Source organism: Luteimonas sp. MC1782 (assembly GCF_014164605.1).
Classification (GTDB): domain Bacteria; phylum Pseudomonadota; class Gammaproteobacteria; order Xanthomonadales; family Xanthomonadaceae; genus Luteimonas.
Genome location: NZ_JACJFT010000001.1, coordinates 776,049 through 792,969, shown reverse-complemented (window position 1 = coordinate 792,969; position 16,921 = coordinate 776,049). Strand labels below are relative to the sequence as shown.

Below are 16,921 nucleotides of genomic sequence, written 5' to 3'. Positions count from 1 at the left end.
CCGGACAGGCACATGGCGCATGGCGGCAGCGCGCAACAGGTTGCACACGCACGCACGCACGCGCGATCCCTGGCGGTGGCTGGGCCTGGCCGCGGCGGCCAGCTTCGTGCTCGCGCTCGCAGGCTTCGGGATGGCGCTCGACGGATTTGCGCACCAGCTGCATCCGGTGGCGGTGCTGGGGGCCACCGGCGTGCCGCACGCGCCCGGATTCAACCTGCTTGCATTTCTGGTGCCCGGCGCGCTGGCGGCGGTCCTGGCGCTGCGCGCGCGCACCGCTCTGCGCCCTCCCGCTGCGCTTGCCGCACGCCTGGGCTGGACGCTGGCGCTGCTTGCGGCCCTCGCGTTTGCCGCACAGGGGCTGCTGCCGCTCGACCTCGATGCGCCCGACCAGGCGCGCAGCCGGCTGCACGGCGCGGCGTGGGCCATGTGGGAGATCGCGTTCGTGGCCGCGACGGTGCTGCTGGCGCTGGCGGGTGCGCGCACGCGCCCGGCGATGGCCGCCGTGCATGCCGCGTCCGGCGCCGCCGTGCTGGTGTTCGCCTCGCTGGCAGGCGACGCGCTGCCGGCGCCGCTGGTTCAGCGCATCGCGTTCGCCGCGTGGTTCGGCTGGCTGGCATGGATCTCCTGGACGGGTGCCGCCGGCACGGGCACGGCGCAACGCGGCGGCTGATGGCGGGCATGGCGCGCAGCGGCGTGAATGGCGGCCCCGGGTGCGCTGCGGTAGGCTTCCGGGCCCCCTTCCACCGGTTCAAGCCACGTGTCCAACGTCCCCGAAAGCCCTGATTCCCACAGCTACCAGCCACAGGCCGTCGAGGCGGCGGCGCAGGGCTTCTGGGATCGGGAGCGCGCGTTCGAGGTGTCCGAGGACAGCGCCAAGCCCAAGTTCTACTGCCTGGCGATGCTGCCGTACCCGTCCGGTGCGCTGCACATGGGCCACGTGCGCAACTACACCATCAGCGACGTGATCAGCCGGCACAAGCGCATGACCGGCCACAACGTGCTGCAGCCGATGGGCTGGGACGCGTTCGGCCTGCCGGCAGAGAATGCCGCGATCAAGAACCGCACCGCGCCGGCGAAGTGGACCTACGCCAACATCGACCACATGCGCGCGCAGTTGAAGTCGCTGGGCTACGCGATCGACTGGTCGCGCGAATTCGCCACCTGCAATCCCGACTACTACGTCCACGAGCAGCGCATGTTCGTGCGGCTGATGGAAAAGGGCCTCGCCTACCGCCGCAACTCGGTGGTCAACTGGGATCCGGTGGACCAGACGGTGCTCGCCAACGAGCAGGTGATCGACGGCCGCGGCTGGCGCTCCGGCGCGCGGGTGGAGAAGCGCGAGATCCCGCAGTGGTTCCTGCGCATCACCGATTACGCCCAGGAGCTGCTAGACGGACTGGACCGGCTGCCCGGGTGGCCGGAGCCGGTCAAGACCATGCAGCGCAACTGGATCGGCCGCAGCGAAGGCCTGGAACTCGGCTTCCGCGTGGACGGCGAGGACGCGCCGCTGGTGGTCTACACCACCCGCCCGGACACGCTGATGGGCGCGACCTTCATCAGCATCGCCGGTGAACACCCGCTGGCGCTGAAGGCCGCCCGCGACAACCCCGAACTGGCCGCGTTCCTCGCCGAACTGCGCCGCGGAGGCGTGTCCGAAGCCGACATCGAGGCGCAGGAGAAGCGCGGCATGGCCACCGGGCAGTGGGCCATCCACCCGGTGACCGGCGAGGACCTGCCGATCTATGTCGCCAATTTCGTGCTGATGGGCTACGGCACCGGTGCGGTGATGGCGGTGCCGGCGCACGACCAGCGCGACTGGGAGTTCGCCAAGGCCTACGGCCTGCCGGTGCATCCGGTGATCGTGCCTCCGGGTGTTGCCGACGCCTTGCGCGAGGTCGCCAGCGATGTCGCCCACGACTCTGATCCGTTCCAGGCGGCGCTGGCCGGCGGTTCGGTCGACGCGTACGACACCTCGGCCGCGGTGGCGATGGTCCGCGACTTCATGGCGGGCATCGAACAGCGCGGCGCGTACACCGAGCGCGGCATGCTGGTGAATTCCGGCGACTACGACGGCATGGATTTCGACGCCGCGTTCGCGGCGCTGGCCGCGCGTTTCGAAGCCGAGGGCATCGGCCGCCGCCGCGTCAATTTCCGCCTGCGCGACTGGGGCGTCAGCCGCCAGCGTTACTGGGGCTGCCCGATCCCGGTGGTGTACTGCGGCGCCTGCGGCGCGGTGCCGGTGCCGGAAGACCAGCTGCCGGTGCTCCTGCCTGAGGATGTCGAGGCCGCGTTTGCCTGCGGCACGGTGCACTCGCCGCTCAAGTCCGACCCGGAATGGCGCCGCACCAGCTGCCCGAAGTGCGGCCAACCGGCCGAGCGCGAGACGGACACCTTCGACACCTTCATGGAGTCGAGCTGGTACTACGCGCGCTACACCTCGCCCGGCGCCGCCGACATGGTCGATGCGCGCGGCAGGTACTGGACGCCGGTCGACCAGTACATCGGCGGCATCGAGCACGCCATCCTGCACCTGCTGTACTTCCGCTTCTTCCACAAGCTGCTGCGCGACCAGGGGCTGGTGGACAGCGACGAACCCGCGGTCAACCTGCTCACCCAGGGCATGGTGGTCGCCGACACCTATTACCGCGAGGCCGCCAACGGCGCGCGCGACTGGATCAACCCGGCCGATGTCGAGGTGGAGCGCGACGAGCGCGGCCGCGTGCTCGGCGCGCACCTGCGCAGCGACGGCCAGCCGGTGGTGGTCGGCGGCATCGAGAAAATGTCGAAGTCGAAGAACAACGGCGTCGATCCGCAGTCGATGGTCGACAAGTACGGCGCCGACACCGTGCGCCTGTTCTCGATGTTCGCCTCGCCGCCGACGCTGTCGCTGGAGTGGAACGAGGCCGGCGTGGAGGGCATGTCGCGCTTCATGCGCCGCTTCTGGCGCGAGGTCCAGAAGCACGCCGACACGCTTCCCTTGCCCGCGGGGGACGTGTCGCCACCCACGGCTGCGCAGCGCACCCTGCGGCGCCAGCTGCACGAGACCATCCAGAAGGTCGGCGACGACTACGGCCGCCGGCACAGCTTCAACACCGCGATCGCGGCACTGATGGAGCTGCTGAACCACGTCACCAAGTTCGACGACGCCTCGCCGGGTGGCCGCGCCGTGCGCCACGAAGCGCTGTCGGCCATGGTGCTGTTGCTGAACCCGGTCACCCCGCATGCCTGCCACGCGCTGTGGCAGGTGCTGGGCCACGCGGAGACGGTGCTGGAGGATGTCGCGTTCCCGGTCGCGGACCCGGCGGCGCTGGTGCGCGACGCGCTGACCCTGGCGGTGCAGGTGAACGGCAAGCTGCGCGGCACCATCGAGGTCGCCGCCGACGCGGCGCGCGAGGCCATCGAGGCCGCCGCGCTCGCCGAGCCCGGCGTGGCGCGCATGCTGGACGGACGCACGGTGCGCAAGGTGATCGTGGTGCCGGGCAAGATCGTGAACGTGGTGGCGTCATGACCGCCACGCCCCCGCTTGCCGCGCCTGTCCGCCTCGTACAGACTCCGTCGATGACCCGTTCCCATCTCCGTACCTTCGTGCTCGCGCTGCTGGTGCTCGCGCTCCCCGCCTGCGGCTTCCACCTCCGTGACGCGCTCTCGCTGCCGGCAGACCTGGACCGGGTCCGGGTGATCGCGCAGGACCCCTACAGCGCGCTGGCCCAGTCGCTGTCGCGCTCGCTCGAGCGCGCCGGCATCGAGGTGCCGGCGGGCGACAGCCCGGGTGCGTCGGTGCTGCGGATCCACTCCGAGCAGTGGGAGTCGCAGCCGCTCAGCGTCGACCAGTTCGGTCGCGCCCAGGAATACACGCTGCGCTACGCGTCGGTGTTCTCGCTGGTCGACGGGGAGGGCGGCACGCTCGTGCCGCAGCAGGTGATCGAACTGTCGCGCGACTACGTGTCGCTGCCCCAGGATTCCACCGGCTCGGAAAGCGAGCGCGAGCTGCTGTCGCGCGAGTTGCAGCGCGAGATGGCGTCGGCTGTGCTGCGCCGGATCGATTCGGTCACGCGCAGCCGCGCGGCGGACGCCGCGGCCGGCATTGCGGTCCCGGCCGTGCCCCCCGTCGCCGAGCCCGACGCGGGCACGCCCTGAGCGGGCCGGACCGGTCGCCATGGCCCGGGATCTGACCCCGGAGCAGCTCGCCTCGGGACTTGCCGGCATGCCGCTGGCACCCGTCTACCTGGTCGCCGGCCCGGAAATCCTGCGCGTGCTGGAAGCGGCGGATGCGATCCGCGCGCGGGCGCGCGAGGAGGGCTTCGCCGAGCGCGAGGTGTTCGATGTCGACGGTCGCGACATCGATTGGGACGGACTGGAAGCCAGCCTGCGCGCGCCCAGCCTGTTCTCGGCGCGGCGCGTGATCGAGGTGCGGCTGCCGACCGCCAAGCCGGGCAAGCAGGGTGCCGAGGTCATCACCACCTATTGTGCCGATCCGCCGCCCGACACCTGCCTGCTGGTCACCGGCGGCGAGTGGAGCGGCAAGCACGGCGGCAAGTGGAGCGAGGCGATCGCGCGTGCCGGTGCCATCGCCGTCGCTTGGGCGATCAAGCCGCATGAGCTGCACGGCTGGGTCGAGGCGCGGCTGCGGCGGCGCGGCGTGCGCGCCGACCGCGACGCCGTGCAGCTGCTGGTCGAACGCGTCGACGGCAACCTGCTGGCCGCCGCCCAGGAAATCGACAAGCTGGTATTGCTGGCCGAGGGTGGCGTGATCGATGCCGCGCGCATGCAGGTGCTGGTGGCCGACGCCGCGCGCTTCGACGTGTTCCGCCTGGTCGACGCTGCGCTCAACGGCGAGGGCGCGCAGGCGGTGCGCATGCTGGCCGGGCTGCGCGCCGAGGGCGAGGCGGTGCCCGCGCTGATGGGCATGGTGGTGATGGAGCTGCAGCGCGCGGCGGCGCTGGCGCGGGTGCAGGCGCGTGGCGGCAACCTGGCCGCGGAATTCAAGGTGCAGCGGGTCTGGGATGCGAAGCAGGCGGCCTACAAGCGCGCCCTGGCACGCCACCCGGCCGCCCGCTGGGAGCGCTTCGTGGCGGTGGCCGGACGCATCGACCGCATCGCCAAGGGGCGCGGCGAGGGTGATGCGTGGCAAGTGCTCGAGCGCCTGCTGCTCGCGGTCGCCGACGCGCGCGCGCTGCCGCTGCTCGCGGCGTGACACTGCTGGCCTGCTACGGCGGCAGCTTCGATCCGGTGCACCTCGGCCACCTCGCCATCGCGCGCGCGGTGCGCGACCGGCTCGGCGCCGAGGTCGTACTGGTGCCTGCGGCGGACCCGCCGCACAAGACGCACACGCATGCCGACGCCGAGGCGCGCGCGGCGATGCTGGAGCTGGCGATCGCCGGCGAGCCGGGGATGCGCGTCGACCGGCGCGAGCTGCATCGCGAGGGGCCGTCCTACACCATCGACACCCTGCGCCTGATCCGCGCCGAGCAGGGTCCGCAGCGGGCGATCGCCTGGGTCGTCGGCGGCGATTCGCTGCTCCGGCTCGACAGCTGGCACCGCTGGCGCGAGCTGTTCGCGCACGGCCACGTGCTGGCCGTGGAGCGTCCGGGTACGCCGCTGGACCCGTCCACCGTGGAGCGCCTGGCCGTGACGGTGTACCGAGGCATCGAGTTCAGGCGTCGCGCGGCCACCGCGCTTGCCGATTCGCCGGCGGGTGGCTACGCCGTACTCGCGCTGCCGGAGCTGCGCGCGGAGTCCTCCACCGAAGTCCGGCGCCGCATCGCCACCGGGGAAGACTGGCCGTCGCTGGTGCCAGCGGCCGTTGCCGCACATATCCGCCAACATGGGCTGTATGCCGGGGGTCCCGGGTCCGGGTCCGCCGCTTCGCTATAATCGCCGCCACGCCAACGAGTCGACCCCATTGACCACGCCCACCCAAGTCATCAAGACCAGCCTGCCCAACCCGCCCCCCGCCGTTGAAGTGCTGCTGGCCACCGTGCTCGAGGCGGTCGCCGAACTGAAGGCCCAGGACGTCGTTGAAATCGATGTCCGAGGCAAGACCAGCGTCTGCGACTACATGGTGGTGGCGTCCGGCACCTCGACCCGTCATGTCAAGGCGATCGCCAATGAGGTGGTCCGCTTCGCCAAGCGCCTGGACTGCCAGCCGCTGGGCGTGGAAGGCGAGCGCGAGGCCGAGTGGGTGCTGGTCGACCTGGGCGACGTGGTGGTGCACCTGATGCTGCCGCGCGTACGCGAGTTCTATGCACTCGAACGCCTGTGGACGGTCGGCGACGAGCCGCCTGGCCGCGACGATGCCCCCGAGGCCGCCGCCGACATGGCCGCGGTCCCCGCGCCCCGCCAGACGCGGCGCTGATCCCTCGCCTGCAGGCTGCTGGCGCGCGGACCCCATGAAGGCGCGCCTGGTCGCCGTCGGTGAACGCCCGCCGGGCTGGGTGTCCGAAGGCTTCGGCGAATACCGCAAGCGGCTGTCGCACTGGCTGCCGCTGGAGCTTGTCGAAATCACCCCGGGCCTGCGCGGCAAGGGCCGCGACGCCGTGCGCGCGACCTTTGACGAAGGCCAGCGCGTGCTGGCCGCGCTGCCGCGCGACGTGCACGTGGTCGCCCTGGACGGCCGCGGCCGCGCCTGGGATTCGGAGGCGCTGGCAACCCGCCTGGAACATTGGCGGGGCCAGGGGCGCGACCTCGCCTTCCTCGTCGGCGGGCCCGAGGGCCACGCCGACGAGGTGCTGGCGCGCGCCGACGAGACCTGGTCGCTGGGCCCGCTGACGCTGCCGCACATGCTGGTGCGCCTGGTGCTGGCGGAGCAGCTGTACCGCGCGGCCGCGCTGCTCGCCAACCACCCCTACCACCGCGCCTAGGCGCGGCGACGGTCAGCCGCGGTCGAGGCTGAACGCGATCGGCACCAGGCCCAGCGCCTGGACCGGCTCACCACCGCGCAGCGCCGGGCGGAAGCGCCAGTGGCGCAGCACGTGGCGGCGCGCGGCCTCGTCCAGGCGGCGATGGCCGCTGCCGGCATGGATCGTGACCTCCAGCGGCCGGCCATCCACGCCCACCAGCACCTGCAGCATCACCGTGCCCTCGGCGCCATCGCGCAGTGCGTCGCGCGGGTAGGGTGGCGCACTCGCGTCGCCGTACTCCAGCCGCATGCCGGTAACCGGGCCCTGCCCGGGCTGCGCGGCGACGGTATCGCCGGGATCGATGGCGGGCTGCGGATCCACCGCGATGCTGCCGTGCTCGACCACGACCGCCGCCGGCGTGGCGGCTGCCTGGATGCGTTGCAGCGGTGCCGGTGCGCGCACGGTGGGCTGCGGGCGCACCACCTCGACCCGCACCGGCGGCGGATCAGGGGGCCTGGGGCGGTCGGGGACCAGCACGACCACCGGCGGCGCTTCGGCGCGAGGCACCTCCAGTGGTCGCGTCATCGGCGCGAGCAGCAGCAGGAATGCCGCCGCGTTGAGCAGCAGGGTGCCGCTGATGCCGGCGATGCGGCCGGGATCGGGGCGTGCGGCGTCGTGACCGGGGACAACGGGCTGCAGGACCATGGACCACCTCCCTCGATGCACCGGCTGATGTCCGGTATCGATGCCAACGCGCGGGACGCGGCCGAGGGGTTGAGCGGGCCGCATGCGCGACTGGGCGATGTGTCCAGATTGCCCGCTCGATGCGGACGTCGCAAGGCACGCGCTGACGCGCGGCCGCCTGCAGGCGACCGCCGGTGAGGCCGTGCGGCGACCGGCTCAGTCGCCGCCGGGTGCGGGGTCGTGGCCGCGGTCGGGGGCCAGGCCGCCGTCTTCCGGATCCGGGCGTGGCTTCGCGCCGTCCCGAGCATCCTCGCGATCACGCGGCTGGGGTTCGGCGTAGCCCGGGTTCTTGCCTGGCCGAGTGTCCGGGGATGGTGGTGCGGGCTTGCGATCGGAGCCGCCCATGTCAGCGCCCCAGCTCGAATACGACGTCGAGGTTGGCGTCGAGCGTGGTTTCGCCCGGCGAGACCGACGTGGACGCCGCATCGCTCGCCATCTCCGCCTTCACCATCCTCATCATCGGCTGCGGGGGCTGGAAGGCGCCGCCCTCGCTGATGCTGACGATGCGGCGAACGCGCAGGTCGAGCGTCCTGGCATACATCGCGGCGCGCGCGCGCGCGAGCTCCAGCGCGGCGCGGCGCGCCTCGTCATACACCGCCTCGGGCTCGTCGATCTCGAACGCCGGGCCATTGATGTCGTTGGCACCGCTGGCGACCAGCGCGTCGAGCACCTTGCCGAGGCGGTCGATCTCGCGCACCTTGATGCTGACCGTGTTGCTGGCGCGGTAACCGGTGATTTCCGGCGCCTTGTTCTCCGCGTAGCGGTATTCGGGATTGACGCTGATCCCCGTGGTGCGGATGTCCTTTTCGGCCACGCCCGCTTCGCGGATCGCGGCCATCACCTTGGTCATCTGCGCGGCGTTGGCGCGCATCGCCGCGCTGGCGTCGGTGGCCTGGGTGACGACGCCGGCGGACGCCGTGGCGACATCGGGCACCCGGCTCGCCTGGCCGCGGGCCGAGACCGACAGCAGGGTGGCGTCGGCGCCGGCCTGCATGGCAGGGGTCTGTGCGGAAGCGGTCATGGGGGTGGCACCGAGGGCGAGGGCGCAGGCGAGCAGCAGCGGGCGCAGGGCGGAATGGGGCATCGTGGTCTCCAGGTGCGAAGGGAACAAGGGTCTTGCGCATGCAGTGAACGGGTCGTGAGCCGTTCCGGGGTTGGCCGGCGCGCGCGCGTCGGGCCAGCGTTCATGCGCGGTATCCTTGCCCGATGCTGCATCTTGCCTCGCAATCCCCCCGCCGCCGCGAATTGCTCGCGCGCCTAGGCCTCGACTTCGGCGTGCTCGATGTCGACGTCGTCGAAGTGCGTGCGCCGGGCGAAGCGCCGGCCAGCTACGTGGCGCGCGTCGCGCGCGAGAAAGCCGGGGCCGGACTGCTGCGCGTGGTCGCGGTGCCCGCTGCCGTGGTGCTGGGGTCGGACACCGAAGTGGTGCTCGATGACACGGTGTTCGGCAAGCCAGCGGACGCCGCCGAGGCGGCTGCGATGCTGCGGCGCCTGTCCGGGCGCAGCCACCAGGTGCTGACCGCGGTCGCGCTGGTGTCGGCCGGGCGCGAGGCGTCGGTGCTGGTGGCGACCGACGTCACGTTCGCCGACCTGTCCGACGAGGACATCACCGAATACGTCGCCAGCGGCGAGCCGATGGGTCGCGCCGGCGCGTATGCCGTGCAGGGCGGGGCCGAGCGCTTCGTGACCCGCCTCTCCGGCAGCTACTCGGCGGTGATGGGCCTGCCGCTGCACGAGACCGCCGTGCTCCTGCGCGGCTTCGGGATCACCGCGCGCACGCCGCGCGCCGGCGCCCTGGCATGAGCGAGGAAATCCTGGTCAACGTGACTCCGCGCGAGACCCGCGTGGCCGTGGTCGAGAACGGCATGCTGCAGGAGCTGCACATCGAACGCGGCTGGCGGCGTGGCGTGGTCGGCAACATCTACAAGGGCAAGGTGCAGCGGGTGATGCCGGGCATGCAGGCGGCGTTCGTCGACATCGGCCTGGAACGCGCCGCGTTCCTGCATGCCAACGACGTGATGCGCTCGCTGCGTCCACCCGAGCTGGTCGGCGACGAGCCGCCGCAGCCCGCGGCCACCCCCCCGGTCAGCGAGCTGCTGCGCGACGGCCAGGACATCGTGGTGCAGGTGGTCAAGGATCCGATCGGCACCAAGGGCGCACGCCTGACGATGCAGATCAGCATCCCGTCGCGCTACCTGGTGCTGCTGCCGCAGTCGACCGTGGTCGGCGTGTCCGCGCGGATCGAGGACGAAGCCGAGCGTGCGCGCCTGAAGTCGCTGGTCACCGGGTTCTCGGCGGGCAACCAGCACGGCTACATCGTGCGCACCAATGCCGAGGGCCAGCCGTCGGAAGCGCTGGCCGAGGACATCGCCTACCTGGCGCGCGCCTGGCTGCTGGTCGAAGGGCAGGTCGCCAGCGCGCGCGTCGGCACCTGCGTCTACGAGGACCTGACCCTGCCGATGCGTGCGGTGCGCGACCTGATGCGCCGCGACGTGGAAAAAGTGAAGGTGGATTCGCGCGAGACCTGCGATCGCCTGAAGGTGTTCGCCGCGCAATACATGCCCGGGCTCGCCGAGCGGATCGAGCACTACAGCGGCGCGCGCCCGGTGTTCGACCTGTATGGCGTGGAGGACGAGATCGGCCGCGCGCTGGAGAAGCAGGTGCCGCTGAAGTCCGGCGGCTACCTGGTCATCGACCAGACCGAGGCGATGACCACCGTCGACGTCAACACCGGCTCGTTCCTCGGCCAGCGCAACCTCGAGGAGACGGTGTACCGCACCAACCTGGAGGCCGCCCAGGCGGTGGCGCGCCAGCTGCGGCTGCGCAACCTGGGCGGCATCATCATCATCGACTTCATCGACATGGTGGATGCCGAGCATCGCCGCCAGGTGCTGCGCACGCTGGAGAAATCGCTGCTGCGCGACCACGCCAAGACCACGGTCTACGACTTCTCGCCGCTGGGCCTGGTGGAGATGACGCGCAAGCGCACCGTCGAAAGCCTGGAGCGCCAGCTCAGCGAGACCTGCCACGAATGCGGCGGCCGCGGCATGCTCAAGACCGACGAGACCGTGACCTACGAGATCTTCCGCGAGATCGTGCGCGCGGTGCGCCAGTTCGATGCCGAGCGCCTGCTGGTGATCGCGTCGCCGAAAGTCGTCACCCGGATCACCGAGGAGGAGTCGGCGGCGGTCGCCGAACTCGAGGAATTCCTCGGCAAGTCGATCCGCTTCCAGGCCGACGAGCAGTACTTCCAGGAACAGTTCGATGTGGTGCTGCTCTAGCCACGCCGGGCGCGCGGGGTGGGGCTGATGCCGTCGCCGCTGCGCCGTGGCGTGCGCGTGGCATGGCGCGGTGCCTGGTACGTGGTGGCCATCGGGCTGGTGCTGATGGCGCTGGGCGCCGGCATCACCAGCCAGCTGCTGCCGCTGGCCGAGCGCCATCCCGACCGTATCGCCGCCTGGCTGGGCGAGCGCGCGGGGCGCACGGTGGCCTTCGACCATGTGCAGACCGAATGGACCCGGCGCGGCCCCCTGCTGCGCCTCGACGGCCTGCGCATCGGCGACGGCCCGCACGCGATCCCGATCGGCGCGGCCGAAGTGCTGGTCTCGCAGTACGCGGGCCTGCTGCCGGGGCGTTCCTTCACCGAACTGCGGCTGCGCGGACTGGAACTCACGCTCGAGCGTGGCGATGACGGGCGCTGGGAAGTCCGCGGCCTGCCGGGCCAGGCGCAGTCGGGTGGCGACCCATTCGCCGCGCTCGAAGGCCTCGGCGAGCTGCAGGTCATCGATGGGCGCCTGGCGGTGCTCGCCCCGGCACTCGGCATCGATGCCGGGCTGAGCGAAGTCGACCTGCGCCTGCGCGTGGACGGTGCGCGCGTGCGCATCGCGGCGCGCGCATGGATGCGCAAGGGCGTCTCGCCGCTGGACATCAGCGCCGAACTCGATCGCGGCAGCGGCGATGGCCGTGCCTGGCTGGCGCTGCGCGATGCCGACCTGGAGGCCTGGTCCGGCCTGCGCGCGGCGGGCGTCGGCGCGGCGGCGGGCACCGGCAGGATCCAGGCCTGGGCGGACCTGCGTGGCAACCGCGTCACTGCCCTGCAGGTCGCGGGAAAGCTCGACGACGTGCGCCTGCGCGGCAGCGCGGTGGCGGGCGGCGTTCCACCCTCGCTGGATTTCGGGCGCGTCGAGATCGATGCGCGCTGGTCGGTGGTCGCGGGTGGCTGGCGCTTCGACGCGCCGCGGCTGCGCGTCGGTGCCGGCGACGACGCCCAGGTGCTCGATGGCCTGCTGCTCGCCGACGGGGCGCGCCGCGCGCTGGTCGCCGATCGGATCGACGCCGGCCCGCTGCTGGGATTGGCGGCGCTCGCCGGCGCCATGCCGCCCGCAGTCGCCAAATGGCTCCTCGACACGCGTCCGGGCGGCGTGCTGCGCGCTGTGGATGTCGCGGGTGATGCCAGCGGCCGCTTCCGCGCCCGTGCGCATGTCGAGGGCCTGCGGTTCGACGCGGTCGGAGACGCGCCGGGCGTGTCCGGACTCTCGGGCACGCTGTCCGGCGACGCCGACGGCGTGACCTTCGAATTCGACCGCCAGGCGACCCTGGGTTTCGACTGGCCGCGCGGCTTCGGGCCGCCGGCGCATGCGGTGCGCCTGGCCGGCCAGGTCACCGGCTGGCGCGACAGCGAGGGCTGGCACGTGGATACGCCGGCGCTGCGCGTGGCCGGCGACGGCTACGGCGCCGACGTGCGCGGTGGCCTGGTGTTCCAGGGCGACGGTTCGCGGCCGCGCGTGGACCTGGTCGCGGCCATCGACGACGCCAACATCGCCGTGGCCCGGCGGTTCTGGGTGCGGCACCGCATGCCGCGCGCGGCGCTGGCGTGGCTGGACGCGGCGCTCGTCGGCGGCCATGTGCGCGGCGGGCGTGCCGTGCTGTCCGGCGACCTCGACGACTGGCCGTTCAACGGCTCGGGGCAGGCCGCAGGTCCGGGGATGTTCCATGCGCGTGCACAACTCGACGACGTGGTGCTGCGCTTTGATCCCGACTGGCCGCTGGCCGAGGGCCTCGATGGCGACGTCGATTTCGTCGCCGACGGGTTTTCGGTGGCCGGCAGCGCCCGCGTGGCCGGTGTGCCACTGCCGGCGCTGTCCGGCGGCATCGCGCATTTCGGCGACGCGCCGCTGCTGGTGCGCGCCGACATCGCCGGCGATGCCGGGCCGGTGCTCGCGCTGCTGCGTGCCAGCCCGCTCCGCAAGGGCCGCGAAGCGCTGCTGCAGGGGCTGTCCGCCACGGGTCCGCTGCGCGCGCAGTTCGCGCTCGACCTGCCGCTGCACCGCTCACCGGCAAGGCCGGTGATCTCCGGCCGGGTGCTGCTGGAAGGCGCCACGCTGGGCGACAGGCGCTGGGACGTGGCGTTCGAGGATGTCCGCGGCGAAGCGCGCTACGACGGGCAGGGCTTCGTCGCCGAAGGGCTGCGCGTGCGCCGCGACGGCCAGGCCGGCACGCTGGCGTTGCGCGCCGGCATCGGGCACGTCGCCGATCGCGGCAATGCCTTCGAGGCGGAACTCGGCGCCAGCCTGGCCGCGTCCGAGCTCGCCGCACGCGCGCCGCAGCTGGCCTGGCTCGGCGACCGCCTGCGCGGGCGTTCGCGCTGGACGCTGGCGGTCGCGATCCCGGTCGACGCCGGTGCCGACGGCGGTGGCGGGCGCCTGCAGCTGCGCTCGGACCTGGTGGGCACGCAGTTGCTGCTGCCGGCGCCGCTCGACAAGGCGGCGGCCACGCCGCTGGCGGCCCGCATCGATGTCGACCTGCCGCTGGGCGAGGGCGACGTGGACGTGGTCCTCGGCAACCGGGTCGCGCTGCGCGCACGCAGCCGCGGCAACCGCACCGGGGTGCTCGCGGTGCTCGGCGGCAACCGCATCGAAGGCGAGCCGCCGGCCTCCGGGCTGGTGGTCAGCGGGCGCACCCCGGTGCTGGATGCGCTCGACTGGGCGGGCCTGGCCGGTGGCGGTGGTGGCGCGGACGGCGGCGCAGGTGGCGACGGGCTCGCGCTGCGCCGGATCGACGTGCAGGCCGGGCGCCTGCAGTTGCTGGGCAGCGCGTTCCCGCAGACCCGCGTGGTGGCCGAACCGGTGGCGACGGGAACCGCGGTGCGCTTCGACGGACCCGCACTGGCCGGTGGCCTGCTGCTGCCGCGACGTTCCGGTGCGGCGCTGACCGCACGGCTGCAGCGGCTGCATTTCCCCGCACCGGGTGCGCGCGCTGGCGGTGGCCGGCAGACCGCCGACGCGAAGACAGAGGCCCTGCCGGGCGAGGCCATCGATCCGGCGCGCATCCCGCCACTCGACATCAGCGTCGACGACCTCCGCTTCGGCGCTGCCACGCTCGGCACGGCCCGCCTGCGGACCCGACCGACCGCGAACGGGCTGCAGGTCGAGGAGTTCCATGCCGTGCAGGGCCGCCAGCGCATCGACGTGGAAGGTGACTGGCTGGGGCGCGGCGAGGCGGCGCGCACACGCGTGGAGGCCACCCTGGCAAGCCGCGACTTTGGCAGCCTGCTGTCCGGCTTCGGCCTGGGCCAGCGGCTGGACGGCGGCGAAGGCGAGGCGAACTTCGACGCCACCTGGCCTGGTGGCCCCGCGGGTTTCCGCCTCGACGCACTCCAGGGTCACCTGGCGGTGACCATCAAGGATGGCCGCCTGGTGGAGGTGGAACCCGGTGCCGGCCGCGTCCTCGGCCTGCTCAGCATCACCGAGCTGCCGAGGCGCCTCACCCTGGATTTCCGCGACTTCTTCTCGAAGGGTTTCGCCTTCAACCGCATCGGCGGCACGGTCGTGTTCGGTGGTGGCCAGGCGCGCAGCGACGACATGCTGATCGATGGCGCCGCGGCGGAGATCAGCATCCGCGGCACGGCCGACCTGCGCGCGCAGACCTACGACCAGCGCATCGAGGTCGTGCCGCGCACCGGCGGGCTGCTGACCGCGGTCGGGGCGCTCACCGCGGGCCCGGTCGGTGCCGCCGTCGGTGCGATGGCCAACGCGGTGTTCGAGCGGCCGCTGGGCCGCGTGGGCGCCAAGGTCTACCACGTCACCGGGCCGTGGAAGGACCCCAAGGTCGAGGTTGAAGGGCGCGAGGTGCCGCCCGCGGCGGGGACGGCGCCGGTGGACAGGGAGCCGGGCGGCGCGGGTTGATTCGCTGCCCGGTGCCCGCATGTTCCCGGGCTACGCTTTCCAGGACTCCAGCCGATGACCCAAGCCCTTGCCCTTGCCGAAGCCCGCCTGCTGCTGCCCGCGGGCCTGGATGGCGGCGGCCTCGAACGTGCGTTCGGGCAATTGCTGGGGCCGGGCATTGATTTCGGCGACCTGTATTTCCAGCACGCGCGGCGCGAGAGCTGGTCGGTCGAGGACGGCATCGTCAAGGACGGCTCGCACTCGATCGAGCAGGGCGTGGGCGTGCGCGCGATCAGCGGCGAGAAGACCGGGTTCGCGTATTCCGACGACATCAACGGTGCGGCGCTGCTTGCGGCGGCGCAGTCGGCCCGCGCCATCGCGCGCAGCGGACACGAGCATGCGGCGAAGACGCTGGTGCCGGCCGGCGCGCGTTCGCTGTACGCGGCGACCGACCCGATCGACGCGATGGGCAACGACGCCAAGGTCGAGGCGCTGCGCCGCGTGGACCGGCTGCTGCGCGCCGCCGACCCGCGCGTGAAGCAGGTGATGGTGAGCCTGTCGGGCGGTGTCGACACGATCCTCGTGGCGCGCTCGGATGGCGTGGTCGCCGGCGACGTGCGCCCGCTGGTGCGGCTCAACGTGCAGGTGATCGTGGAGCAGGGCGGCCGCCGCGAGAGCGGCTACGCCGGCTACGGCGGCCGTTACTCCTACGAAGAGCTGCTCGGCGACGGGCGTCCGGAGCAGTTCGCGCGCGAGGCGCTGCGCCAGGCGCTGGTCAACCTCGATGCGATCGACGCGCCGGCCGGCATCATGCCGGTGGTGCTTGGCCCCGGCTGGCCCGGCGTGCTGCTGCACGAAGCGGTCGGCCACGGCCTGGAGGGCGATTTCAACCGCAAGGGCACCAGCACCTATGCCGGGCGCATGGGCCAGCGCGTGGCCGCGCCGGGCGTGACCATCGTCGACGACGGCACGCTCGACAACCGCCGCGGCTCGCTCAACGTCGATGACGAAGGCACGCCCACGCAGTGCACCACCCTGATCGAGGACGGCGTGCTCACCGGCTACATGCAGGACACGCTGAACGCGCGCCTGATGGGCGTGGCGCCGACCGGCAACGGCCGCCGCGAGTCGTTCGCGCACCTGGTCATGCCGCGCATGACCAATACCTACATGCGCGCCGGCCAGGACGACCCCGCCGACATGATCCGTTCGGTGAAGAAGGGCCTGTACGCGGTCAACTTCGGCGGCGGCCAGGTCGACATCACCAGCGGCAAGTACGTGTTCTCGGCCACCGAGGCCTACCTGATCGAGGACGGCAGGGTCACCGCGCCGGTGAAGGGCGCCACCCTGATCGGCAACGGCCCTGAGACGATGCAGAAGGTGCGCATGGTCGGGCATGACATGGCGCTCGACGACGGCGTCGGCGTCTGCGGCAAGGACGGCCAGAGCGTGCCGGTGGGCGTGGGCCAGCCGTCGCTGCTGATCGATGGCATCACCGTCGGCGGCACGCGCGCCTGATGCCGGCGCGCATTGCCATGCGCGCGGGAGGAGGACCGCCTGCCGGAGCCGGCATTGCCGGCTCAGGACGTGGCGTCGTCGCCGTCCGGGTTGGCGCCCCCGTCGTTGAACTGCTCGGTCTCGCCGTCGCCGGGCTGCAGCAGCGTGCGCACCTCGCGGAACAGCTCGCGGAACGCGCGCGGCGGCTTGTTCGCCTTGCGCTCGGCGAGCGCGTTGCGCACCAGCTGCCGCAGGCGCTGGCGGTCGGCGCCGGGGAACTCGTCCAGCAGCGCGGCCAGCGCGGCGTCGCCGTCGTCGCCGAGCAGGCGTTCGCGCCAGTCCTCGGCGCGGTGCAGGCGCGCGGCGTCGATGCGCGCGGCTTCGCCGCCCACTTCCAGCGCGTCGCGGAGCGCGTCCAGCGCGTCGTCGTCCTCGCGGCGCAGCTGCTTGGCCAGGAACGCGATCTCGCGCTTGCGCGCGATGTGCGAGGTGATGCGCCGCGCCCGTTCGATGAACTCCGGCAGGTCTTCGCCGAGCGGCAGCTTGTCCAGCCGACCCGGGTCCAGCGCCACCAGCTGCTGCGCGAGCGCCAGCACGTCGAGCGCCTCGCGGCGCTGCGCGCTGCGGCTCTCGCCAAGGAATTCGCCGGTGTCTTCGTTCTTGCCACGCATGTGCCGC

Annotated in this window: 14 protein-coding genes; 11 read left to right on the top strand and 3 right to left on the bottom strand. The window is 72.6% G+C overall.

Going from position 1 to position 16,921, the window contains the following annotated elements; genetic code table 11:
* The first annotated feature begins 19 nt into the window (after positions 1–19).
* The 7 genes from H5368_RS03750 (at position 20) to rlmH (ending at position 6,860) form a co-directional block, all read left to right on the top strand.
* Positions 20–670: a DUF998 domain-containing protein gene (locus H5368_RS03750; RefSeq protein WP_182821492.1), complete on the top strand. Its 651-nt coding sequence runs from the start codon at positions 20–22 to the stop codon at positions 668–670.
* Between the two features lie 87 nt (positions 671–757).
* Entirely contained in the window at positions 758–3,508 is a 2,751-nt protein-coding gene (gene leuS, locus H5368_RS03745) for a leucine--tRNA ligase (protein ID WP_182821490.1), read from the top strand.
* Positions 3,509–3,558: 50 nt separating this feature from the next.
* Entirely contained in the window at positions 3,559–4,137 is a 579-nt protein-coding gene (lptE, locus tag H5368_RS03740) for an LPS assembly lipoprotein LptE (RefSeq protein ID WP_182821488.1), read from the top strand.
* 19 nt (positions 4,138–4,156) lie between these two features.
* Complete coding sequence (holA, locus tag H5368_RS03735) at positions 4,157–5,194, top strand: DNA polymerase III subunit delta (RefSeq protein ID WP_182821486.1); 1,038 nt, start codon at positions 4,157–4,159, stop codon at positions 5,192–5,194.
* Positions 5,191–5,874, top strand: coding sequence for a nicotinate-nucleotide adenylyltransferase (gene nadD, locus H5368_RS03730; RefSeq protein ID WP_182821484.1), 684 nt, complete (start codon positions 5,191–5,193; stop codon positions 5,872–5,874). Before holA ends, nadD begins: the two co-directional genes overlap by 4 nt.
* A 28-nt stretch (positions 5,875–5,902) precedes the next feature.
* The gene (gene rsfS, locus H5368_RS03725; RefSeq protein WP_182821482.1) at positions 5,903–6,355 is read left to right on the top strand and encodes a ribosome silencing factor; all 453 of its coding nucleotides are present in this window, start codon (positions 5,903–5,905) and stop codon (positions 6,353–6,355) included.
* 34 nt (positions 6,356–6,389) lie between these two features.
* Positions 6,390–6,860, top strand: a complete 471-nt coding sequence (rlmH, locus tag H5368_RS03720; RefSeq protein WP_182821481.1) for a 23S rRNA (pseudouridine(1915)-N(3))-methyltransferase RlmH — start codon at positions 6,390–6,392, stop codon at positions 6,858–6,860.
* Positions 6,861–6,872: 12 nt separating this feature from the next.
* Here rlmH and H5368_RS03715 read toward each other — a convergent pair whose 3' ends face one another.
* Both H5368_RS03715 and H5368_RS03710 read right to left on the bottom strand, forming a co-directional pair.
* The gene (locus H5368_RS03715; RefSeq protein ID WP_182821479.1) at positions 6,873–7,544 is read right to left on the bottom strand and encodes an energy transducer TonB; all 672 of its coding nucleotides are present in this window, start codon (positions 7,542–7,544) and stop codon (positions 6,873–6,875) included.
* Between the two features lie 385 nt (positions 7,545–7,929).
* Positions 7,930–8,667 carry an SIMPL domain-containing protein gene (locus H5368_RS03710; protein WP_182821477.1) on the bottom strand — a complete coding sequence of 246 codons (738 nt, stop codon included), beginning with the start codon at positions 8,665–8,667 and terminating at the stop codon, positions 7,930–7,932.
* A gap of 122 nt (positions 8,668–8,789) precedes the next feature.
* On the opposite strand from H5368_RS03710, the gene H5368_RS03705 reads away from it, so the two are divergent.
* From H5368_RS03705 to tldD, 4 genes are read left to right on the top strand one after another with little or no spacing between them, the layout of a single operon-like run.
* A complete protein-coding gene (locus H5368_RS03705) occupies positions 8,790–9,386 on the top strand; it encodes a Maf family nucleotide pyrophosphatase (protein WP_182821475.1) in 597 nt (198 codons plus the stop codon).
* Positions 9,383–10,864: a ribonuclease G gene (gene rng, locus H5368_RS03700; RefSeq protein ID WP_182821473.1), complete on the top strand. Its 1,482-nt coding sequence runs from the start codon at positions 9,383–9,385 to the stop codon at positions 10,862–10,864. The genes H5368_RS03705 and rng overlap by 4 nt, the downstream gene beginning before the upstream one ends.
* A gap of 27 nt (positions 10,865–10,891) precedes the next feature.
* Positions 10,892–14,767 carry a YhdP family protein gene (locus H5368_RS03695; RefSeq protein WP_182821471.1) on the top strand — a complete coding sequence of 1,292 codons (3,876 nt, stop codon included), beginning with the start codon at positions 10,892–10,894 and terminating at the stop codon, positions 14,765–14,767.
* 54 nt (positions 14,768–14,821) lie between these two features.
* On the top strand, positions 14,822–16,264 hold the full coding sequence (tldD, locus tag H5368_RS03690; protein WP_182821468.1) for a metalloprotease TldD: 1,443 nt from the start codon (positions 14,822–14,824) through the stop codon (positions 16,262–16,264).
* Between the two features lie 62 nt (positions 16,265–16,326).
* Here tldD and yjgA read toward each other — a convergent pair whose 3' ends face one another.
* On the bottom strand, positions 16,327–16,914 hold the full coding sequence (yjgA, locus tag H5368_RS03685; protein ID WP_182821466.1) for a ribosome biogenesis factor YjgA: 588 nt from the start codon (positions 16,912–16,914) through the stop codon (positions 16,327–16,329).
* Between the last annotated feature and the right edge of the window lie 7 nt (positions 16,915–16,921).